General features: G+C 69.4%; 19 protein-coding genes and 1 pseudogene. 10 read left to right on the forward strand and 10 right to left on the reverse strand.

Features of this window, described 5'->3' with window-relative positions; all coding sequences use genetic code 11:
- Together NM1_RS42905 and NM1_RS02490 are read left to right on the forward strand one after the other, a co-directional pair.
- Nucleotides 1-298 (forward strand): annotated as a pseudogene (locus NM1_RS42905) (hypothetical protein); the annotation flags it as partial.
- Nucleotides 299-356: 58 nt separating this feature from the next.
- Nucleotides 357-791 carry a ferritin-like domain-containing protein gene (locus NM1_RS02490; protein ID WP_068013398.1) on the forward strand — a complete coding sequence of 145 codons (435 nt, stop codon included), beginning with the start codon at nt 357-359 and terminating at the stop codon, nt 789-791.
- Nucleotides 792-941: 150 nt separating this feature from the next.
- On the opposite strand, the gene NM1_RS02495 is transcribed toward NM1_RS02490, so the two are convergent.
- Entirely contained in the window at nt 942-2,699 is a 1,758-nt protein-coding gene (locus NM1_RS02495; protein ID WP_068013400.1) for a proline--tRNA ligase, read from the reverse strand.
- Nucleotides 2,700-2,835: 136 nt separating this feature from the next.
- On the opposite strand from NM1_RS02495, the gene yaaA reads away from it, so the two are divergent.
- The 3 genes from yaaA (at nt 2,836) to NM1_RS02510 (ending at nt 6,625) form a co-directional block, all read left to right on the forward strand.
- The gene (gene yaaA, locus NM1_RS02500; RefSeq protein WP_068013404.1) at nt 2,836-3,579 is read left to right on the forward strand and encodes a peroxide stress protein YaaA; all 744 of its coding nucleotides are present in this window, start codon (nt 2,836-2,838) and stop codon (nt 3,577-3,579) included.
- A 213-nt stretch (nt 3,580-3,792) separates the two neighbouring features.
- Nucleotides 3,793-5,211, forward strand: a complete 1,419-nt coding sequence (locus NM1_RS02505; RefSeq protein WP_246011404.1) for a three-helix bundle dimerization domain-containing protein — start codon at nt 3,793-3,795, stop codon at nt 5,209-5,211.
- Nucleotides 5,212-5,260: 49 nt separating this feature from the next.
- Nucleotides 5,261-6,625: a DUF2252 domain-containing protein gene (locus tag NM1_RS02510; RefSeq protein WP_068013405.1), complete on the forward strand. Its 1,365-nt coding sequence runs from the start codon at nt 5,261-5,263 to the stop codon at nt 6,623-6,625.
- A gap of 99 nt (nt 6,626-6,724) precedes the next feature.
- On the opposite strand, the gene NM1_RS02515 is transcribed toward NM1_RS02510, so the two are convergent.
- Nucleotides 6,725-7,228, reverse strand: a complete 504-nt coding sequence (locus NM1_RS02515) for a carboxymuconolactone decarboxylase family protein (RefSeq protein ID WP_068013409.1) — start codon at nt 7,226-7,228, stop codon at nt 6,725-6,727.
- On the reverse strand, nt 7,225-8,304 hold the full coding sequence (locus NM1_RS02520) for an NAD(P)H-dependent amine dehydrogenase family protein (RefSeq protein WP_068013411.1): 1,080 nt from the start codon (nt 8,302-8,304) through the stop codon (nt 7,225-7,227). Before NM1_RS02520 ends, NM1_RS02515 begins: the two co-directional genes overlap by 4 nt.
- 195 nt (nt 8,305-8,499) lie before the next feature.
- Here NM1_RS02520 and NM1_RS02525 point away from each other — a divergent pair, with 195 nt between their 5' ends.
- Nucleotides 8,500-8,904 (forward strand): ankyrin repeat domain-containing protein, encoded by a 405-nt coding sequence (locus NM1_RS02525; RefSeq protein ID WP_068013413.1) that lies wholly within the window; start codon nt 8,500-8,502, stop codon nt 8,902-8,904.
- Between the two features lie 50 nt (nt 8,905-8,954).
- Here NM1_RS02525 and NM1_RS02530 read toward each other — a convergent pair whose 3' ends face one another.
- Nucleotides 8,955-9,830 carry an oxygenase MpaB family protein gene (locus NM1_RS02530; RefSeq protein WP_068013415.1) on the reverse strand — a complete coding sequence of 292 codons (876 nt, stop codon included), beginning with the start codon at nt 9,828-9,830 and terminating at the stop codon, nt 8,955-8,957.
- Between the two features lie 12 nt (nt 9,831-9,842).
- Complete coding sequence (locus NM1_RS02535; RefSeq protein WP_246011405.1) at nt 9,843-11,282, reverse strand: MFS transporter; 1,440 nt, start codon at nt 11,280-11,282, stop codon at nt 9,843-9,845.
- Between the two features lie 79 nt (nt 11,283-11,361).
- On the opposite strand from NM1_RS02535, the gene NM1_RS02540 reads away from it, so the two are divergent.
- Both NM1_RS02540 and NM1_RS02545 read left to right on the forward strand, forming a co-directional pair.
- Nucleotides 11,362-12,033, forward strand: a complete 672-nt coding sequence (locus NM1_RS02540) for a TetR/AcrR family transcriptional regulator (RefSeq protein WP_068013417.1) — start codon at nt 11,362-11,364, stop codon at nt 12,031-12,033.
- Nucleotides 12,030-12,962 carry an NAD-dependent epimerase/dehydratase family protein gene (locus tag NM1_RS02545; RefSeq protein ID WP_068013420.1) on the forward strand — a complete coding sequence of 311 codons (933 nt, stop codon included), beginning with the start codon at nt 12,030-12,032 and terminating at the stop codon, nt 12,960-12,962. The genes NM1_RS02540 and NM1_RS02545 overlap by 4 nt, the downstream gene beginning before the upstream one ends.
- Nucleotides 12,963-13,030: 68 nt before the next feature.
- On the opposite strand, the gene NM1_RS02550 is transcribed toward NM1_RS02545, so the two are convergent.
- Entirely contained in the window at nt 13,031-13,813 is a 783-nt protein-coding gene (locus tag NM1_RS02550; protein WP_068013422.1) for an acyl-CoA thioesterase domain-containing protein, read from the reverse strand.
- Between the two features lie 122 nt (nt 13,814-13,935).
- On the opposite strand from NM1_RS02550, the gene NM1_RS02555 reads away from it, so the two are divergent.
- The gene (locus tag NM1_RS02555; protein WP_246011406.1) at nt 13,936-14,958 is read left to right on the forward strand and encodes an SMP-30/gluconolactonase/LRE family protein; all 1,023 of its coding nucleotides are present in this window, start codon (nt 13,936-13,938) and stop codon (nt 14,956-14,958) included.
- Nucleotides 14,959-14,976: 18 nt separating this feature from the next.
- Here the strand turns inward: NM1_RS02555 and NM1_RS02560 are convergent, their stop codons facing one another.
- From NM1_RS02560 to NM1_RS02575, 4 genes are all read right to left on the reverse strand, one after another.
- Nucleotides 14,977-15,540 carry a Uma2 family endonuclease gene (locus tag NM1_RS02560; RefSeq protein ID WP_068013426.1) on the reverse strand — a complete coding sequence of 188 codons (564 nt, stop codon included), beginning with the start codon at nt 15,538-15,540 and terminating at the stop codon, nt 14,977-14,979.
- 163 nt (nt 15,541-15,703) lie between these two features.
- Entirely contained in the window at nt 15,704-17,164 is a 1,461-nt protein-coding gene (locus tag NM1_RS02565) for an MFS transporter (RefSeq protein ID WP_084519097.1), read from the reverse strand.
- Between the two features lie 243 nt (nt 17,165-17,407).
- Nucleotides 17,408-18,673: a uroporphyrinogen-III C-methyltransferase gene (gene cobA / locus NM1_RS02570; RefSeq protein ID WP_068013438.1), complete on the reverse strand. Its 1,266-nt coding sequence runs from the start codon at nt 18,671-18,673 to the stop codon at nt 17,408-17,410.
- Between the two features lie 85 nt (nt 18,674-18,758).
- Nucleotides 18,759-19,166, reverse strand: coding sequence for a PPOX class F420-dependent oxidoreductase (locus tag NM1_RS02575; protein ID WP_068013430.1), 408 nt, complete (start codon nt 19,164-19,166; stop codon nt 18,759-18,761).
- A 71-nt stretch (nt 19,167-19,237) separates the two neighbouring features.
- Here NM1_RS02575 and NM1_RS02580 point away from each other — a divergent pair, with 71 nt between their 5' ends.
- The gene (locus NM1_RS02580) at nt 19,238-20,206 is read left to right on the forward strand and encodes a poly(ethylene terephthalate) hydrolase family protein (protein ID WP_068013432.1); all 969 of its coding nucleotides are present in this window, start codon (nt 19,238-19,240) and stop codon (nt 20,204-20,206) included.
- Nucleotides 20,207-20,344 lie beyond the last annotated feature (138 nt).

The raw sequence follows: 20,344 nt of genomic DNA on the forward strand, positions 1-20,344 counted from the left end.
GCCCGCGCTGACGCTGGTCGCCGCGCAGCGTACCGAGCACGCCGACGCGCTGCGCGCCGAAATCGACCGTGCCGTAGGCGTTTACGGCGACGGCACGAAACCGGCGTCGGACACGCCACCGGTTCCCCCGCCCCCGGCGCCGAACCCGCCGCCGACGGTCGCGGCCGTGCGCGAGCAGCTGACCCGCTCGCAGCGGTCGGCCGCCGACCTGGCGGTGCGCCAATCCGGTTACCGCGCGGGCCTGCTGAGTTCGATCAGCGCCTGCTGCGCCACGCACGCCGGGGTACTGCTGGTATGAGTGGTCAGGCCCGGAGCGCAATCAGGCGGGGCTCGACTCATGCCATGGAGGACGCAACGTGACCACACCCGACCAGCAGGCGATCACCGATGCGCTCAACGCCGAGTACGCCGCGGTCTATGCCTACGGCGTGATCGCCGCCTACGCCGCCGCCGATCGCAACAAGATCGTGGCGGAGTTCACCGCCGGGCACCGCGCCCGCCGCGACGCCACCATCGACATCCTGAAGACGGTCGGCGCCCCGGTTCCCGCCCCGGCCGCGGCCTACCCGCCCCCGTTCCCCGTGAACGACCCCATCCCCGCCGCGAAATTGGCGGTGACGGTCGAATCCGACACCGCCATCGCGTGGCGCTCGGTGGTGGAACGCGCCGATTCCCCCGATATTCGCCGCACGGGAATCGACGGCCTCACCGAATGCGCCGTGCGCCTAGCCACCTGGCAATCAATTCTGGGGACCAATCCCCCGACGGCGGCCTTCCCCGGCAAGTCCTGAGCGACCGAGTCCCGACTCGATTCCGGCGTTCGCCGGAATGACGGGAGGATCCACCCGGCCGGAACGACGAGGGGTCCACCTGGCCGGGATAACGGGGGATCCACCCTGTTGGCCACCGGCCCCGCCGCTACGGCGGGTCCGGTCTGCCCGTCAGGCGCGGGCGTTCGCGAGTACCGCCTCGACAGCGCTGTCGGCCGGGATCTCCTCGTTGGTTCCGGCGAAGCGGTCGCGCAGTTCCACGTTGCCCTCGGCGAAGCCGCGGCCGACGACCAGCACCAGGGGCATGCCCAGGAGTTCGGCGTCCTTGAACTTCACGCCCGGGGAGGCGGTGCGGTCGTCGAACAGCACCTCCAGACCCGCCGCATCCAGCTCGGCGGCGACCTGTTCCGCGCCCGCGCGGGCGGCCTCGTCCTTGTTCGCGATGACCACGTGCACCTGGAACGGCGCCACCTCGCGCGGCCAGCGCAGGCCCTTCTCGTCGTGCATCTGCTCGGCGAGCACCGCCACCATGCGGGAGACGCCGATGCCGTAGGAGCCCTGGATCAGGCGCACCGGCTTGCCGTTCTCGCCGAGCACATCGACCTCGAACGCGTCGGTGTACTTGTAGCCGAGCTGGAAGATGTGGCCGATCTCGATGCCGCGCGCGGCGTGCAGCACGCCGCGGCCGTCGGGCGAAGGATCGCCGTCGCGGACCTCGGCGGCCTCGATGGTGCCGTCGGGGGTGAAATCGCGGCCCGCGACCAGGCCGACCACGTGCTTACCCGGGGCGTCGGCGCCGGTGATCCAGGACGTCCCGGACACCACGCGCGGGTCGACGAGATAGCGAATCCCGTTGTCCTGCAGACCCTTCGGGCCGATGTACCCCTTCACCAGGAACGGATTGGCGGCGAAATCCTCCTCGGTGAGCAGCTCCACCTCGGCGGGCTCGAGCGAGGCGCCCATCCGCTTGTCGTCCACCTCGCGGTCGCCGGGGACGCCGATGCCGAGGATCTCGGTCTTGCCGTCGGGGTGGCGCAGCTTCACCATCACGTTCTTGAGCGTGTCGGCGGCGGTCACCGGGCGGCCCAGCCGCGCGTCGACGCCCGCGGAGTTGGCCCAGTCGACCAGCGTCGCGATGGTCGGCGTATCGGGAGTGTCGTGCACCTGGGCCGCGGCCTGACCCTCGATCGCGATCTCCGGCGGCGCGGGCGTGACCACGGCCTCCACATTGGCGGCGTAGCCGGATTCGCGGCAGATCACATAGGTGTCCTCGCCGACCGGGCTGTCGGCCAGGAACTCCTCCGACGCGCTGCCGCCCATCGCGCCCGAGGTGGCGGCCACGATCACGTACGAGACCCCGAGCCGGTCGAAGATGCGCCGATACGCCTCGCGGTGCGCGTTGTAGCTGGCCTGCAGCCCGGCCTCGTCCAGATCGAACGAGTACGAATCCTTCATGACGAATTCGCGCCCGCGCAGGATGCCCGCCCGCGGCCGCTCCTCGTCGCGGTACTTGATCTGGACCTGGTACAGCGTGACCGGCAGATCCTTGTACGAGTTGTATTCGCTCTTCACGGTGAGCGCGAACATCTCCTCGTGGGTGGGTCCGAGCAGGTAGTCGGCCCCCTTGCGGTCCCGCAGCCGGAACATGTTGTCGCCGTACTCGGTCCAGCGGTTGGTGGCCTCGTAGGGTTCCCGCGGCAGCATCGCGGGCAGCAGGATCTCCTGTCCGCCGATGGCGTTCATCTCCTCGCGCACCACGTTCTCGACGTTGCGCAATACCCGCAGGCCCAGCGGCAGCCACGAGTAGACCCCCGGCGCGACGCGGCGGACATATCCGGCGCGGACGAGAAGCTTGTGGCTGGGCACCTCGGCGTCGGCGGGATCGTCACGCAGGGTGCGCAGGAACAGGTGGGAGAGACGGGTGATCACGGGTGCACAGAGTAGCCCCTGCTCTCGGCGATACCGACAAGGCATCGGGCATTCCGGCGGCGGCCCGGTGCGCCGCGCGGTTGCGGTGGCGACCGCCTCCCGGTCCCGATCCTCGGCGGCGGTACCGTAACGCCTCGTGCTGGTGATCTTGCCTCCCTCCGAAACCAAGTCCGACGGCGGCGCGCTCGGTCCGCTGGATCTGGACGAGCTTTCGTTGCCGCAGCTCAACGTGGTGCGCGACAAGCTGGTTACCGCGCTGTCCGGGCTGGCGGCCGATCCGGAGGCCGCCCGCACCGCGCTGGGCCTGGGCAAGGGGGCCGAGCCGGAGATCGCTCGCAATGCCACGCTCCGCAGTTCGCCGACCCGCCCGGCGCTCGAGCGCTACACGGGAGTGCTCTACGACGCGCTCGATGCCGGGTCGTTCACCAAGGCCCAGCGCGAGAAGGCCTACCACCGGCTGGCGATCGGCTCGGCACTGTTCGGCGTGGTGCGGGCGGGCGATCCGATTCCGGCATATCGACTCTCGGGCGGCTCGAAACTGCCCGGGATGCCGACGCTTTCGTCGCTGTGGAAACCGGTCCTGGCACCGGCGCTGCAGGCCGAGACGGCCGGTCGGCTGGTGGTGGATCTGCGGTCGGGGACCTATCAGCAACTGGGCCGTATTCCCGGCGCCGTCACGGCGACCGTCCTCACCGAGCGACCCGACGGGTCCCGGACTGTGGTCAGCCACTTCAACAAACATCACAAGGGACTGCTGGCGCGGGCGCTGGTCTGCGGCCGCGCGGAGCCGTCGGATATCCGCGGCCTGGCCCGGGTGGCCGAAAAGGCCGGACTGCGCGTGGAGATCGCGTCGTCGGCGGAGCTGCTGATTCTCACCTGAGTGAATTCCCGGTAGCGTCCGGTGTAATTCGAATAGAATTCTGCCCGGCGTTGTTTCGAATTCTCGGTGACGAAAACCACTGCCACACCGTCTCTTTCGCGCAACCTGTTCGTAAGATATTGCCCCGCTTGGGAATGGCGGGTGACGTACCGTAATGTCTGTGCCGCGCGCGGACCGCGCGTATCTGTCGAATGCGATGCCGAGGAGCTTGGCGTGGGTGTGCGTACCACCCCTGAGGACAAGGCCGCTCGTGAGGAAAAAGCGCTGCGCGAGCTGACGAATCGCCTTGTCGAGATCTATACCGACAGCCATTCCGTGGAGCGGGTCGAAACCGCGGTGGGTGCGGCAAGAAACAGATTCGACGGAACAGCGGTGCGCGATTTCGTGCCCATTCTGGTGGAACGCCTGGCACGACGCGAATTGGAGCCACAGCCGGAACAGGATCCGGAAACCGCTGCCGAGGCCGATTCGGAGACCCCCGAGCCATCCACCGGCAATCCCGGGCGATTGGGTTCCGCGGCCAAGGATCTCGTGTCGCCGCCGTGGTCGGCCCGCAAGCTCGCCATACCGTTCGGGGCGCTCGCGGTGGTGGTGGCCGTCGCCGTCGCCGTCGGCATGAGCGGCTCCTCCGAATCCCCCACTGCCGCAAGCACGTCGCTGACCACGGTGGGCGGCGTCGTCGGCTCGGAGAAGGCGGCGTTCTTCACCGACCCGCGAGTGGTCGACGCCTTCGCCCGCAACGGCCTGCGCGTGCAGGTGGATCCGGCCGGATCGCGTCAGATCGCCACGACGGTCGACCTCGGCAACTACGACTTCGCGTTCCCGTCGAGTACCCCTGCGGCGGAACGGATTCTGCGTCAGCGCAATGTCACCGCGCGATACACGCCGTTCTCCTCGCCGATGGCGATCGCCACCTTCCGGCCGATCGTGGACCTGCTGACCAAGGCCGGTGTGGTGCGCCCGGGACCGGTGCCCACCTTCGACATGAACCGCTACCTGGACCTCACCCGGCGCGGGGTGCAGTGGGACCAGCTGGAGGGCAATACCGAGTACCCGGTGCGCAAGAGCCTGCTCATCTCCACCACCGATCCCCGCACCTCCAACTCGGCCGCCATGTACCTGGCCGTGGCCGGATATGTCGCCAACGACAACTCGATCGTGCGCGGCCGCACCGCCGAGGAGTTCGTGGTGTCCAAGGTGGCGCGGCTGTTCACCAAGCAGGGCTTCACCGACAGCTCCAGCGAGGGCCCGTTCGCCCAGTACCTCTCCGCCGGAATGGGACCCGCGCCGCTGGTGTGGAGCTACGAGGCGCAGTTCGTCGAGGCGGGCGTGCAGGGCCGGCTGCAGCCCGATATGACGCTGCTCTACCCGTCGCCGACCGTGCTGTCGCGGCACACGCTGGTCCCCCTGACGCCCGACGGCGACCGCATCGGCCGCCTGCTGTCGACCGATCCGGAGCTGCAGCGCCTGGCCGCCGAGCACGGCTTCCGGCCCAACGACGCCGCGCAGTTCTCGAAAGTCGTTGCCGACCACAAGATTCCGGCCGCATCCGAGGTGGTGGACGTGGTGGACACCCCGGCCTACGACACCCTGGAGCATCTCCTCGACGGCGTCTCGGAGTCCTTCAACTGAGCATAGGACGGTTCTTGCCGTTCGGAGTAGATAGCGGAATAATTGCCGGATGGTTGGTTCGGCGGTACAGGAGACCCAGCAGACCTCCGCGGAGGCGGGTAAGGCCGCTCGTAAACGCCTCACCCGCAGCGACGCCGGGGTCTGGAAACCCGAGAGTGGCCGGGCGGATCCGGTCGCGATCCTGGAGCGGCAGGCGCGGACTCGGCTGCCCGTGCTGGTACCCATCCGCTATGCGCGAATGATGCAGTCGCCGTTCGCCTTTCTGCGCGGCGCACCGGCGATCATGGCGGCGGATCTGGCGCACAGCGCGAATACCGGGCTGGCGGTCCAGCTCTGCGGCGACGCCCATATCTCGAACTTCGGCCTGTACGCCTCGCCGGAACGCAACCTCGTATTCGATGTGAACGATTTCGACGAGACGCTGCCCGGCCCCTTCGAATGGGACGTCAAGCGGCTGTCCGCCAGTGTCGCGGTCGCCGCGCGCGACGGCGGGTTCTCCGATCAGCAGGCCGGTGCGGCCGTCCGGGCCGCGGCCGCCGCCTACCGCGAGACGATGCAGAGCCTGGCCGCCATGGACAGCCTGGCGGTGTGGTACCAGGTCGCGGCCGCCGACGAGGTGGCGCAGCTGATCGATAAACCGAAGCAGCGCAAGAAGATCGAGAAGGCGGCGGACAGCGCCCGCAAGCGCACCAGCCTGCAGGCGTTGAACAAGCTGACCGAACCGGACCCGCACGGCGTTCCGCGAATCAAGAACCAGCCACCGCTGCTGGTGCCGATCGAACTGGTGGACCGGCGGATGATCGAGGCGGTCTTCGCCGATTATCGGCGCAGCCTGCCGGATGAGCGACGCGTCCTCATCGACCGCTACGAGATCGTCGACTTCGCCCTGAAGGTGGTCGGCGTCGGCAGCGTCGGGACCCGCTGCTTCGTCGTGCTGCTGCAAGACCGGGAGACCGGGAGCCCACTGTTCCTGCAGGTGAAACAGGCCGAATGTTCCGTGCTCGCCGACCATCTGCCGCCGAGCGCCTACCGGCACCAGGGGCACCGGGTGGTGGTCGGGCAACGGCTCATGCAGTCGGCCAGCGATATCTTCCTCGGCTGGTGCGCCGGTCCCGCCGACAACTGGTTCTATGTGCGCCAGCTGCGAGATATGAAGGGCTCGGCCGACATAGGCGCCATGTCCGCCCAGGAGCTGGCGGCCTACTCCGGCCTCTGCGGCGCGGTGCTCGCGCGCGCCCACGCCCGCTCCGGCGACCGCGTCGCCATCGCCGCCTATCTGGGCACGAGCGACGTATTCGATTCCGCCATGGCCGATTTCGCGTCGGCCTATGCCGACCAGACGCTGGCCGACCAGCAGGCGCTACAGGACGCCATCGACTCCGGACGAGTGCGGGCCGCCGCCGAGCCGTACTGAGCATCCGGGCGGCGGGATCCGTGCGGGAAAATACGCCAGTGCGCCCGCGCAATTGTGGAGTGCCGCGACTCGCCGCCTGCCGCAACCAATGTCACGCCCTCAGTCGGAACTCGCGGCGCCGCTCAGGTGGCTGGGCAGCACGCAGACCGCGTCCAGGCCGAAGACGCGGTTGAGGCGGCCGAAGCCGAGCCAGGAGCCCAGGCACATGGTCAGTTCCACGGCCTCGCGCTGGGTGTAGTGGGTGAGCATGCGGGACCAGAACTCGTCGTCGAGACTGTGGTGGTCGAGGGCGTAGCGCTCGGCGTATTCGGCGGCCAGCCGGGTGCGCTCGTCGAACCGTTCGGTCGTGCGCCAGTCGGTGACGGCGTCGGCGAATTCCGGTTCGACCTTGGCGCCGTCGCGTTCGGTGCGCCAGTCCTGGCAGAACAGGCATCCGTTGATCTGCGCGATGCGCAGCCGCGCGGCCTCGAACTCGCGCAGCCCCAGCGTGCTGTCGGAGTACACGGCCAGCGCGAATTGCGATGCGGCGACGCCGATTCCGGGGACCATCTCGCCCCAGACGTATTCGATCGGGTCACGGCCCTCGGGCACGTCGATGATCATGGCTGCTTCCTTCCGAGAATGCCGGTCGCCGGACGCAGGGGAACGTCGAGCGCGTCGTAGAGTCCGGGTGCGGCGGCGGCCAGCCAGTCGATGGCGCCGACGAGGCGGCCGACCGCGGTGGCATTGCCGCCCGCCGAGCGATTGCCGTCCTCGTCGCTCGCCTCGACGGTGACCTCGATGCGTGGACGGCCCTCGACGATCACCCGGTGCGCACCGTCGCCGGTCGGCGGCGTGGGCCAGTCCGGGGCGCAGGACGGGTGGATGCGGGTGACGTGCTCGATGACCAGGCGCGGCTCACCGCCGACGATGCCCTGCACCTCGAACCGCACCGCGCCCTGGGTTCCGGCCTCGAAGGCACCCATCCGTTCGGTGACGACGGTGTCGTCGAGCGCGCGGCGGTCCAGGGTCTCGCGAATCTCGTCGAGTTCGGCGCCCAGCGCCCGGGCCAGCAGCCGAATCTGCCCGCCCCACACCATGGTCGGCACGCCCGGCGCCAGCATCGGCGGCTGGTAGTCCATCGGCTGGCCCATGCCGACCAGGTAGCGGACCGAGTCGGGCTGGTCGTAGGTGGTGTAGTCGAAGATCTCCTGGCAGCGGATCTCCTCGACCTCGCTGCCCAGCCCGCTGACCAGCAGCGGCAGCACGTCGTTGCCCCAGCCCGGGTCGACGCCGGAGACGAACAGCGAGCCGCCGCCCGCCGCGATCGCCGACAGCACCCGCTCGCGCAGTTCCGGTGGGGCACTGCGATGGTCGTAGAAGGCGTACAGCGCCGGGGTCACCACGACGGCGCCCGCGCCGATCGCCCGGACGATATCGGCGAGCGCATCGTCGGGACGGATGTCGCCGGACGCCGCGTAGACCACAGCGCGCGGCCTCGATGCCAGTACGGCCTCGATGTCGTCGGTGGCCGGAACGTCCAGCAGGCGGTTCAGGCCCGCGAGTTCACCGGCGTCGCGGCCGACCTTGGCGGGACTGTGGACGAGCACGCCGGACAGTTCCAGCGCCGGATGGGCGGCCACGGCACGAATGGCCGCGCGGCCGACGTTTCCGGTGCCCCAGACGATCGTGGGGATCATCGGGCGAGCCTAGCAACTGCTTGGTCGGGTGTACGGCGTTTACGTAAATCGCGTGCGACCCTTGCTGACTCATCATCTGGAGCCCGGCGGTGATCGGTCCCGGCCATGAGCATGCCGGAGGATCGGGAGCCTGGAATGCCGGTGGAGGTTGCCCTGTCCGGGTGCACGCAACCACCAGGTGGTAGAAGTGGCGGGATGACCGAAGGCATGGATCCCGAGCTGATCGAGCTGGCGACCAAGGTGTTCGACCTGGCCAGGACCGGTGATGCGGCGGCGTTGGCCGCCTACCTGGAGGCCGGGGTGCCGGTGAACCTCACCAACGAACGCGGCGACACACTGCTGATGCTGGCCGCCTATCACGGGCACCTGGAGTCGGTCACGACGCTGCTCGACCGCGGCGCCGACCCGAACCGCGCCAACGACAAGGGCCAGACCCCGGCCGCCGGCGCGGTGTTCAAGGGCGAGGACGAGATCCTGCGGGCGCTGCTGACCGCGGGCGCCGACCCGGACGCGGGCACCCCGTCCGCCCGCGACTCGGCCACCATGTTCGGCAAGACCGACCTGCTGGACCTGTTCGGCGAACCCGGCGAACCCCGTTGAGGCGGTCGTAATCCGGCTCGATCGCCGCGCAGATCCTCCGACCGCTCTCCTCATCGCCGCGGGGCCAGCGCCGAGTTCTTGTGGTCGGCGATGACGTCGCTGAGCCGGAATACCGCGCGTGGGCCCGGCAGCACATGCCGTTTGGCGAAGACCGCGACCCGGGCCAGGCGGCGCACCGCATAGCTGAATGGCGCTGGGGGCCGCGATATTCCGAGAGTATCGATGACATGCTCCTCCGAGAACGCCAACACCAGCCAACGCCCGAACCAGCGCAGTGGCCGCGGAAACCATCGCGTCGCGAACTGGTCGATGAGCGCGTTCGCCAGCCGCTGCCCGGACTGCGAATACGCGAAATCCGCTCCGCGCTCATAGGATTCGAGAAGGTCTTCCATCCCCTCCCAGGTCTGCGGAATGTCGGCGACGCCGAGTCGCTCGGATACCGTGCGCCAGTGTGCGAGCTGGGCGCGCCGCTCGTTCTCGGTCGACCCGGGAGCTCCCACGACATGTCGCAGGAGGCGATCGATGGCCAGGGTGAAGACGGCGGCGCTGTGCTGGAAGGTGTGCAGCGGCATCGGCCAGTTCCGGGCGACGCCGGAGTGCCAGTTCCGCACGTAATCAAGGCTTTTGGCGCTCGCGGGGCTGGACACTCCATCATCGATCCAGGTGAACAGATGGAACATGGTCTCGTCGGCGCGCCGGATTCCGTGCTCGTAGAGCATGCCCGTGCCGCCGCGGTCCACCGAGTCCGCCGATTCGGGCGGTCCGGCGAACCGGACGAATCCGACGGTGTAGAACAGGTGCACGGCGAGCAGGCTCTTGGGCAGGAGCTGGCAGTGCGTCAATCGGACGATCCGTTCGCTGTCGGTCTCCGGATCGAGTCGTTCGATCTCGGCACGGATCCACTTGTAGCCACGCTTGTCTGTCATTCGGATCTCCGATCAATCATTCACTGCCACTGAGGTTTCGGGCTCGCGCTCGGTCCCGGGGACCGGAGGCGTGCGCAGCAGGGCGACGGTCAGCACGGCGCCTGTCGCGGCCAGTGCGGCCGCAACCGCGAAGGCAACGTTCAGTCCCGAGCGATAGGCGTCGGGTGCCGCGGATTGCCCGGCTATCAGCCCGGCGAGCACCAGCAGCGCGGTGACGCCGAGTCCCGACCCGACACGCTGCGCGGTGTTGACGATGCCCGCCGCGATCCCGGCATCGGCCTTGTCGACGGAGGTCACCGCGGGCACCGTCACACCGACGAAGGCGGCGGGCAGGCCGACGCCGAGCAGTACCGCGCCCGGCAGCACATCGATCAGGTAGCCGCCGTGCTCCGGCAGTCGCGCGAACCAGGCCATGGCCAGCGCCTGCAGCCCGAGACCCGCCGTCAGGACTCGCCAGGCGCCCAGCCGGTCCAGCGCGTACGGAATCAGGCTGCGGGAGATGACGATGTTCACCACGGCCACCGGCAGCACCGCGAGCCCGGACTCGGTCGGGCTGAGGTGCTGGGTGTTCTGCAGGTACAGCGCCAGCAGCGCGAAGGTCGGCACATGCGCCGCGCCGACGAGCGCATTCACCACGGCCGAGCCGCTCACCTGGCGAATGGTGAACAGCCGCAGCGGCATCAGCGGATGCGGGCTGCGCCACTCGATCAACAGGAAGCAGGCGAGCAGCGCGATCCCGGCACCGAGCACGACACCCGCGAGAGTGCGGGTCGACTCGTCGCCGAGCGCACCGACCGCATAGCCGATGATCAGCAGTGCGGCGGTGCCGGTGATCGCGCCGGGCACATCGAGCCGTCCCGCCGCCCGCAGCGACCGGACCGGATCGGGTGGCAGCAGCCGGGCGAAGCCCAGCGCGAGCGCCCCGACGGGCAGGTTGATCAGGAATATCGACGGCCAGCCGAAGAGGTCGGTGAGCGGGCCGCCGACCGCCGTGCCGATGGCCGCGCCCGCCGCGCCCATCGCACTCCACACCCCGAAGGCACGGTTGCGGGCGGCCGGTGTGGTGAAGGCCGCGGTGAGCAACGCCAGCTGGGCCGGAATGACCACGGCCGCACCAATTCCCTGCAACGCCCGCGCGGCGATCAACACCGCGGGCGTGGTCGCGAATCCGGCCATCGCCGACGCGGCCGTGAACAGCGCGAGCCCGCCGACGAATACCCGCCGCGGTCCGAGCAGATCGGCGGCCCGCCCGCCGAGCAGCATGAATCCGCCGAAGGCCAGCAGGTAGGCGTTGGTCACCCAGCCCAGGCCCGCCTCGTCGAGCCCCAGATCGGCGCCGATGCTGGGCAGCGCCACATTGAGCACCGTCGTATCCAGGAACACCACCAGCTCGACGACCGTGATCAACAACAGAATCAGCCGGTCTCTCGCCCCGGCTATGCCTCGTCCCACCACAACCAACCCTTTCACTAGAGTGTCACTACAGTCAGATTCCACTAGAGTTTTGCTCTAGTCAAGTACGATCTGAGGAATGACAGGGAAAAGCACCGGTGTGCGGGCGGCGAAGACCACGGCGAACCGGGCCAGGATGCTGGCGGCGGCGCGGGAACTGTTCACCACCCGCGGCTATACGGCGACGACGATCAAGGCCATCGCCGATGAGGCGGGGATGGCCGTGCAGACGCTCTATTTCACCTTCGCCACCAAGCGCGCGATCCTGTCCGAGCTCCTGGACGTCGAGATCGCCGGTGACACCGAGCCGGTCGCCACCATGGACCGGCCGTGGTTCGCCGAGGCGCTCGCCGCCACGCCCGCCGAGCAGATCCGGCTCCAAGTCGCCGCGGCGGCAACGATTTACGCCCGCGTCAGCACCTTGCTGGAGGTGGTCCGGTCGGCCGCGTCCACCGATCCCGAGCTCGCGGAACTGTGGCAGACCAATATCGCGCAGCGACACACCGTGCAGCTGCGCCTCGCCGAGGCACTCGCCGCCAAAACCTCACTGCGCGAGGGCATCTCCGCATCCCGAGCGGCCGATATCGCGCTCACGGTACTGGCCCCCGAGAGCTACCGGCTGCTGGTCCATCAGCGCGGCTGGACCGACACGGAGTGGGCGGCCTGGGCGACGGATGCCCTTACGCTGCAATTGCTTCCGCCGTCCGCCCGGAACACCGCGGGAACCACCGAGCCGGAGGACGGCCGATGAGCGTGCTGGTGCTGGGCGGATACGGGGCGGTCGGGGCACACCTGGTGCGGCTCTTACGCGCGGAGGGAATCACGGCGCTGGCGGCGGGTCGCGATCCGGCGCGGGCGGACCGGGTTGTGGATCTCGGCGTCCCGGGCGGTCTCGAGACGGCACTGTCGGGAATATCGGTGGTGGTGAATTGCGCAGGCGTGGAAGACGTTCGGGTTGTCGAGGAGTGCGCCCGACGCGGCGTCACGTTCATCGAGATCTCCGCGACCTCCGAGTACGTGCGGGCGCTCGAGCACATCGCCGGGCCGGTGGTACTCGGAGTCGGGCTGGCGCCCGGCCTGACCACCCTGCTCGCGGTCGACGCGCTGTCGGCATGCCCCGGCCCGGTCGATATCCTGGTCGGACTCGGTTCCGGGGAGCAGCACGGCCCCGCGGCGACGGCTTGGACATATCGGCTACTGGGACAACGCTTCCCGGACCCCGGCGGCACCCTCGTCCGCAACTTCACCAGGCCCGCGCGCTTCACGATTCCCCCGGCGGCCGGGTACAGGTCGTTTCCCGCACTGCGCGCCGACTTCGCCGACCAGCACCGGCTCACCCGCGAATTCGGAGTCCCCGTCCGCACCTACCTCAGACTGGACTCCCGCCTCGCCACCGCCGGACTGGCCGGTCTCACCTGGGCGCCGCCGCTGCGCGCGCTGGGACCGCCCCGTATGCCCGGCACCGACCGCTGGGTGGTGCTGGCCCGGACGTCGGACGGGACGGCGCGGTGGGCGACCGGCCGCGGGCAATCCCTCGCCACGGCCGCCGTCGCCGCCGCGACCGTCGGAGAGGTGTTGCGCCGCGAGATCACAACGGCGACATGGCTTCACGACCTACTCGAGCTCGGCACGCTGTGGCGGCAATCGGCGGCGATGGGCATCGACCTGCGGCATTCGTGATCGCTGCCGGGCCTCGAACGCGTACCGACGATGGCCCGACCGTCCGCCTCGTGTCACCGCCGCCGTGGTCAATCCTTGGCGAAGTCGATCTGCGCGGCGGCATTGCCGACCGCGGTGACCATCCCGGTGCCGATCGGGCCGCGCGAGTCGAACAGGGTCGCCGTACCGACGGACACTCCGTTCGAGGTCAGGTGGCTCTCGGCGCGCAGACCGACACGATCACCGACCGGCACGCGGTCGAGGGCGACGGTCAGGTCGGCGTTGATGTACCCGATGCCGTGCGACCCCCAATTGGTGACCAGGCTGGTGGATTCGGCGGCGATGACGGCCTGCACGAACGGGCTGCGCTCCTCGCCGTCGACCGCGCCCAAGGGCACGGCCCACAGGCTCTTGCGCCCGGCATTCTGGTGGTCCCCCATGCTGGTCGACCACTCGTGGTCACTGCGGAACCACCAGTCGACGCCCGCGTCGGCGGGCGGATCGAACGGGTGCTCGGAGTGCCATTCCTCGCCGGGCGGCGCATCGGTCGCCCGCAACTGGACCAGACGGGCCTGCGCGACCTCGGTGTCGCCCTGGCGCACTCGGGCCGCGGCGATGTGGATCCGCCGCCCGGACCGGATCACCTCGGTGTGCACCTCGAGCGGCTGCCCCTTCGCCGCCTTGAACAGGTCGATGGTGAATCGCGCCGGAATGAAATCGGCCCGGCCGTGCTCGCGCTCGAGCGAGCGAGCGGCGGCGGCACAGATCGCCGGACCGCTGAGCATGTCCGCTCCCCAGCGGCCGTACGCCCACTTCTGCGGGAGGTATCGCCCGTCGTCGTCGACCTTGAACAGGGAAGGCATATCTGTCATACGCCCATAGTGTCGTATGCCCGATCGGCGTTCGCACCGGCCGGTCTCGTTGCGTCGCACGGCCGTCACCCACATCGCGGGAAACGGACGAACGGGGCGGCGGGGCGCGGTACGGTTCGGCTATGAGTTCTCCGGCACAATCGTTCCAGCCACAGCGGTGGACGCCGCCGATCGCGACTCCTCGCGCCCGCCAGAAACACAGCACGCCACCGATGCCCGAACTGCGGCTGCTGCCGCTGCCCGGATCCGGCCCGGAGGATGTGGTCGTGGGGGCGGACGGGCGGGTGCTCACCGGCGTCGCCGACGGCTCGATCCTCGCGGTCGATCCGAAAGACGGTGCGGTCGAGCAGATCGCGCAGACCGGCGGCCGACCGCTGGGGTTGCATGCCGAACCCGACGGCTCGCTGCTGATCTGCGATTCCGAGCGCGGCCTGCTGCGACTGGACAAGCCGCACGGCACGCCGGAGGTGCTGGTCGCGGAGGTGGACGGGCAGCGACTCACCTTCGCCAGCAACGTCGTTGCCGATTCCGACGGCACGATCTACTTCTCGGCCTCGACCCGCCGGTACTCGCTCGACAATTACATGGGCGACTTCTTCGAGCACTCCGGCACCGGCCGGCTGCTGCGGCGGAATCCGGACGGGCAGGTCGAAACCCTGCTGGACGGCCTGCAATTCGCCAACGGCGTGGTGCTGGCGCCCGACCGCTCCTGCGTACTGGTCGCCGAGACCGCCGCCTATCGCGTGGCGCGTTACCGGCTCACGGGTCCGCAGGCCGGTACCTCCGACTATCTGGTGGAGAACCTGCCCGGCTTCCCCGACAATATGGGCCTGGGCAGCGACGGGCTGGCCTGGGTCACGCTGGTCACGCCGCGAAATCCGTTGCTGGACAGGCTGCTTCCGATGCCCGGCATCCTGCGCCGCATGGTCTGGGCGATTCCTCCGGCGCTGCAGCCGAAACCGGCGCGCTCGGCGTGGGTGCAGGCGTTCGACTTCACCGGCGCGCTCGTGCACGATCTGCAGCGTGAGGGCGGCGACTACGCGCTCGTCACCGGGGTCGCCGAACGTGACGGCACGCTGTATCTGGGCAGTCTCGTCGAATCCGCCCTGGCGATCACCGAGGTGCCGTCACGCGCCGGAGACTGAACGCGGTTCGCGCACAAGCTATGTCGCCGACAGATCGATCTCCACGGGATACGGGACCGCGGCGGCGAAGGTGCCCGTATGCACCGCCTCCGGCGCGGGTACGTACCCGCCGGTCTCGTGATCGAGCCAGTACTCGTACAGGATCGGGCGGTCGTCTACCCCGCGCTCCACACGCCAGAAGTAGGAGATGCCCGCGGCCGCATACAGTTCCGGTTTACGGAACCAGTCGTCGACCCGGCCGTCGACGATCTCGACCACCAGAGTGGCCGACTCGACCGGAAGGTATTCGGTGGAATACAGATCCACCCTGGTCTGGTCGACGACCACCACATCCGGTAACGCGGGATTGAATTCGTCCACGAGCACGCACTGCTGGGCGAACACCGCGTAGGGTGCGCGCCGGGCCTCCCCCAGCGGCGTCAGCAGCGTATCCCGGACGGCATGGTGCCAGTCGTCGACGCCGCCGCGCACGGCGATCTCGCCGTCCACCAGCTCCCAGTCGAACGGCAGCTCCAGACCCTTGACCTGTTCGTACGTCCACCCCCGGCGGGGGCGGAGACAGTCGATCGGCTCCGCGGTCATAACCCCCTCCTAACCCGTTGCGGGTCAGCGTAACCCGGGCCGGGGGCCGATGCAGGTCGAGAAGCGCTCCCGCACCCCTAGTCCGCTCACGCACCTCTACCAGCGCATATACGGGGTGCGAGGGCCGAAAATCAGTGCGTGGGTCGGGGGTGGAGCACGGCGCTCAGGACTGCTGTGCCTCTTCCTGAGCGTGCTGGGCCTGAGCGAGTTGCTGCGGCGTGTAGCGGAGGGTGAGGGCGATGAGCCCGACCAGGGCCGCGCCGACGCCGCAGAGGAACAGCACCAGGGTGTAGCCGCTGTTCAGCGCGGCGATATCGCTCGCGTCCATATCGGCGGTGCGTCCCGTGTGGCCGCCCATGGACAGGGTGCGCGACGCGGCGATCGGGCTGAGAATGCCGATCGCGAGCGGCGTGCCCAGATTGAAGATCATCTGACCGATCGCCGACAGCGGGCCCACATCGGTGGCCGGGACGCCGACCAGCAGGCACAGCGGGCCCACCACGATCACGACGCCGACGCCGAATCCCGCGGCCAGCAGCAGCGGCAGCAGCGTCGGGGCGTACTCGATACTGCCGTCGAGGGTCGACCCGTAGAGCCCCGCCGCGGCCAGGATGACCGCCGAAACGCTCAGTAGCCAGCGGGGTTTGACAACCATGGCGCCCTTGGACGCGACCGCGGTACCGGCACCGGCACCGAGGGTGAACGGGATCGACGCCAGCCCCGCCATCAATGGGCTGTAGCCGATGACGTTCTGCAGGAACTGCGCGACGAAATATGTCATCCCGGCCAGCACACCGGAACCCAGCAGCACCGCCAGGAACGTGGCGGACCGGTCACGGTCGTTGAACAGCGACAGCGGGAGCACGGGATTCTCGGCCGTGCGCTCGACGAGAACGAAGGCCACCAGCAGCAACAGACCCGCGATCAGCGATCCGATGATCACCGGGCTGGACCACCCCATCGCGGGCCCCTCCGTCGCGCCGAACACGACGGCGACGCAGGCCGCGGTGCCCAGTACCGACCCGGGAACGTCGAGCGCCAGCCGGTGATGGGTCGTGTCGCGCAGCACCGCCACGGCCCCGAACACGATCAGCACGCCGATCGGCACGTTGATCAAAAACACCAGGCGCCAATCCAACTGGGTGAGGGCGCCGCCGATCACCAGCCCGCCGACCGATCCGATGGCTTGCATGGACCCGAAGATGGCGATGGCCTGGTTCCGCACCGGACCGGGCGCGTACGTGCTCGCCACCAGCGCCATCGCGGAGGGCGCGGCGATCGCGCCGCCGATGCCCTGGACTGCGCGAGCAATGATGAGCATCGCCTCGTTCTGAGCGAGCCCGCAGGCCAGCGATGCCAGCGTGAACACCACGACACCGATGATCAGCACGCGTTTGCGGCCGAACAGGTCGCCCAGTCGACCGCCGAGCAGCATCAGGCCCGCGAAGGTCAGGCCGTAGGCCGTCACCGTCCACGCGCTGCCCGAACTCGACAGTCCCATCTGCTCCTGCAGTCGCGGCAGCGCCAAAATCACGATGGTGCCGTCCAGGATCACCATCAGGTTGAGTCCGCTGAGCACCAGGATCGGCAGCCCGAAGGCCCGCTTCGTCACCGGATATTGCATCGTCGCGGCGGGGTTATCGAGCACAGTGAGTCACTGTAACGGATGCCCGCCACGCCGATCCGAACCCGCCGCGGGCCCGCAACGCAGCAGAAGGCGCGGATACGCGGGTCGATGGAAGGCTGCGGTTTCGACCTTGCGGTGCGCATGTGCGGGTCACTGGGAGGCAGCCGTTTCGGCCTCGCGATGTGCCTATGCGTGTCACTGGAAGGCAGCCGTTTCGACCTCGCGGTGCGCATATGCGGGTCACTGGGTGGCGGCGGTTTCGGCCTCGTCCGGGGCGCCCGCGGTGAAGCCCGCCGTCGGGCCGATCACGATGATGGCCGGGGGGCGGATGCCTTCGGCGCGGACTCGTTCGGCGGCGGTGGCGAGGTCGGCGCGCAGGACGCGCTGGGTGCGCAGGCTGCCCTCCTGCACGACCGTGACGGGGGTGTCGGCGGGACGGCCGCCGTCGATGAGCGCGGCGGCGAACTGTTCGATCCGCTCCACCGCCATGAGCAGCACGAGGGTGCCGCGCAGCCGGGCCAGGGCGGGCCAATCCACCAGCGAGTCCGGATGGTCGGGGGCGATATGCCCGCTCACCACCACGAATTCGTGCGTGACGCCCCGATGGGTGACCGGAATTCCGGCCAGCGCGGGCACCGAGATCGCACTGGTGACGCCGGGGACCACGGTCACCGGTATCCCGGCCGCCGCGCAGGCCTCCAATTCCTCGTAGCCGCGCCCGAAGACGTACGGGTCGCCGCCCTTGAGCCGCACCACGAACTTGCCCGCCCTGACCCCGTCGATGAGCGCGGCGTTGATGGCGTCCTGGGCCATCGCGCGCCCGTACGGGATCTTCGCGGCGTCGACCACCTCGACGTGGGGTCCCAACTCGGCGAGCAGTTCCGGCGGGGCGAGCCGGTCGGCCACGACCAGATCCGCGCGCGCCAGCAGCCTGCGCCCGCGCACGGTGATCAGGTCCGGATCGCCGGGACCGCCGCCGACCAGTGCCACGCCGGGCGCCACCGGCGCGGAGTCGTCGGTGGCGACCCCCGATTGCAGCGCCTCCAGCAGCGCGGTGCGCACCGCCGCCGACCGGCGATGCTCGCCTCCGGCCAGCACCCCGAGCGTCATGCCGTCGTAGCGGGCCGTGGCCGGGGTGACGGCGGTGCCGAGCCGGGCGGTGTCCGCGCGGACGCAGAAGATACGGCGGCGGGTGGCCTCGTCGACCACGGCCGCGTTGGTATCCGGCTCGTCGGTGCAGGCGATGGCGTACCAGGCGCCGTCGAGGTCGCCGTCGGCGTAGTCGCGCAGCTCCACGGTGAGCTGTCCGGAGGTCGCCATCCCCTCGACGGCCGGGGTGACCGCCCGGCTGATCACGTGGACGTCGGCGCCCGAGGCGATCAGCAGCCCGAGCCGACGCTGGGCGACGGTCCCGCCGCCCACCACGACGACGCGGCGTCCGGCGAGATCGAGCCCGACGAGATAGTTCGGGTCCCCTGCATGCGGGTCGGCTGACGTGTTCGGCACAAGGTTCGAGCCTACGGCCTGCGCCGACGCGTCCGGCACGCACCCGCGCAACCGATAAACAGCTCACCGCCGGAGGCGGCGCGATTTACAGCCGCCCGAGCACCTTCGTCGGCGTGATGCGCACGATGACCCGCTCGGCATCGTTCACCGAATCCGGGTTGAAGTCGGCGTAGCGCTTGCCGGTGTACTTCAGCGCCAGCCGGTTCGGCAGTTCCTTGTCCGGATCGGGGCTGAAGGTCACGGTGCCGCGGATCTGGGCGTAGGCGTAGGGCGCGTCGGGCGGGTTGATCATCACGGAGATCCGCGGGTCGCGGGCCAGATTCTTGTACTGCTGCCGGGAGACGGTGGTGGAGTACAGCAGTTCGTCGCCGTCGCGCTCGACCCAGTTGACGGTGAGGTGCGGCTGGCCGTCCCGGCCGATGGTGGCCATGGTCGCGAAGACCTTGGCATTGTCCAGGTACTTCTTCAGGTCATCGGAAAGCTCGACTGTCACATCAGGTGCGAACCCGGCTCGCGCCGTGGATATTCCGCCCACACCGGCCGGGCTGCTCTTATGCTCCGGATATGCGACGAGTCGTCTTCCGCGCCCTGGCGGTGCTGGCCACGTTCCTGCTGGCCGGGACGGCGACCGCGCACGCCGACGCGCCGTACCGCCCGACCGGAGCGGTGGAGGCGAAGTTCGCCGAGCGCGGCCCGTGGGAGGTGGCCGCCCAGGCCGGATTCGGCTGCTGCGACTCCACCGGGGCCGCGTACGACATCTGGTATCCGGAGGATCTGGGCGCACACGGCGTCCGCCATCCGATCGTCGCCTGGGGCGACGGCACCAACGCGGTCCCGCGCCAATACGCGTACCTGCTGGAGCATCTGGCGTCGTGGGGCTTCGTGGTAATCGCCCCGGAAAACCGCAGCACCGGGTCGGGTACCGATATCGCCGGGGCGGCACGGTATTTGATCGATGCGGCCCGCGATCCGTCGAGCATCTTCCACGACCGGCTGGATACCGCGGCGGTCGGCGCGGTGGGCCACTCCCAGGGCGCCTCCGGGGCCGTCAATGCGATGGCGAACTCCGACGGACTGATCAAAACCGCTGTGCCGATGGAGCTTCCGGCAGAGGCGTTCTGCAGCGGAAATCTCATCAGCTGCGCCGACGTCCGCGGCTTGACGTCCGGCTCGGTACTGTTCGTCAACGGCGCCGACGATGCGCTCATCTCACCGTCGAATCAGCCGCCGTGGCAATCGCAAGGGCTGCAATCGAATCGGGCCTACTATGACGCCACACCCGCCTCGCTGACCAAGGCCTGGGGCACCCTGGTCCGCGCGAACCACAACGACCCCCAGGGCCAGCCGGACTGCGCAGAGGCATCGGTCCCCTGCACCACGGGCGTATACGGCTACCTCGGCTACCCCACGGCCTGGCTCATGGCCCAACTCCAGAACTGCGGCGAGGCCCAGGCAGCATTCACCCCCAACTCAGGCGAGTTCTACACCCCGAACCCCAACTGGTCCAACCAGATCGGAACCACCGCAACATAAGCAGCGTCCACCCCGGCAATGCGACGCAGGAGCGAGCCACCCCCAAGACAATGCGACGCAGGAGCGAGCCGACCCGAGAGCCCCCACGGCAGAGCATCTCTGTTCCCCGCCAACCCCCGCACCATCCCAACCCCGGCC

This window comes from Nocardia mexicana NBRC 108244 (assembly GCF_001613165.1).
In the GTDB taxonomy this organism is placed as follows: Bacteria; Actinomycetota; Actinomycetes; order Mycobacteriales; family Mycobacteriaceae; genus Nocardia; species Nocardia mexicana.

Bases quoted from the DNA above. Each gene is read 5' to 3' on its own strand.
- NM1_RS02510 (WP_068013405.1), top strand. From the start codon at position 5,261: ATGGTTGGTTCGGCGGTACAGGAGACCCAGCAGACCTCCGCGGAGGCG.
- NM1_RS02515 (WP_068013409.1), bottom strand. From the start codon at position 7,228: ATGATCATCGACGTGCCCGAGGGCCGTGACCCGATCGAATACGTCTGG.
- NM1_RS02520 (WP_068013411.1), bottom strand. From the start codon at position 8,304: ATGATCCCCACGATCGTCTGGGGCACCGGAAACGTCGGCCGCGCGGCC.
- NM1_RS02525 (WP_068013413.1), top strand. From the start codon at position 8,500: ATGACCGAAGGCATGGATCCCGAGCTGATCGAGCTGGCGACCAAGGTG.
- NM1_RS02530 (WP_068013415.1), bottom strand. From the start codon at position 9,830: ATGACAGACAAGCGTGGCTACAAGTGGATCCGTGCCGAGATCGAACGA.
- NM1_RS02540 (WP_068013417.1), top strand. From the start codon at position 11,362: ATGACAGGGAAAAGCACCGGTGTGCGGGCGGCGAAGACCACGGCGAAC.
- NM1_RS02545 (WP_068013420.1), top strand. From the start codon at position 12,030: ATGAGCGTGCTGGTGCTGGGCGGATACGGGGCGGTCGGGGCACACCTG.
- NM1_RS02550 (WP_068013422.1), bottom strand. From the start codon at position 13,813: ATGACAGATATGCCTTCCCTGTTCAAGGTCGACGACGACGGGCGATAC.
- NM1_RS02555 (WP_246011406.1), top strand. From the start codon at position 13,936: ATGAGTTCTCCGGCACAATCGTTCCAGCCACAGCGGTGGACGCCGCCG.
- NM1_RS02560 (WP_068013426.1), bottom strand. From the start codon at position 15,540: ATGACCGCGGAGCCGATCGACTGTCTCCGCCCCCGCCGGGGGTGGACG.
- NM1_RS02565 (WP_084519097.1), bottom strand. From the start codon at position 17,164: ATGCAATATCCGGTGACGAAGCGGGCCTTCGGGCTGCCGATCCTGGTG.
- NM1_RS02580 (WP_068013432.1), top strand. From the start codon at position 19,238: ATGCGACGAGTCGTCTTCCGCGCCCTGGCGGTGCTGGCCACGTTCCTG.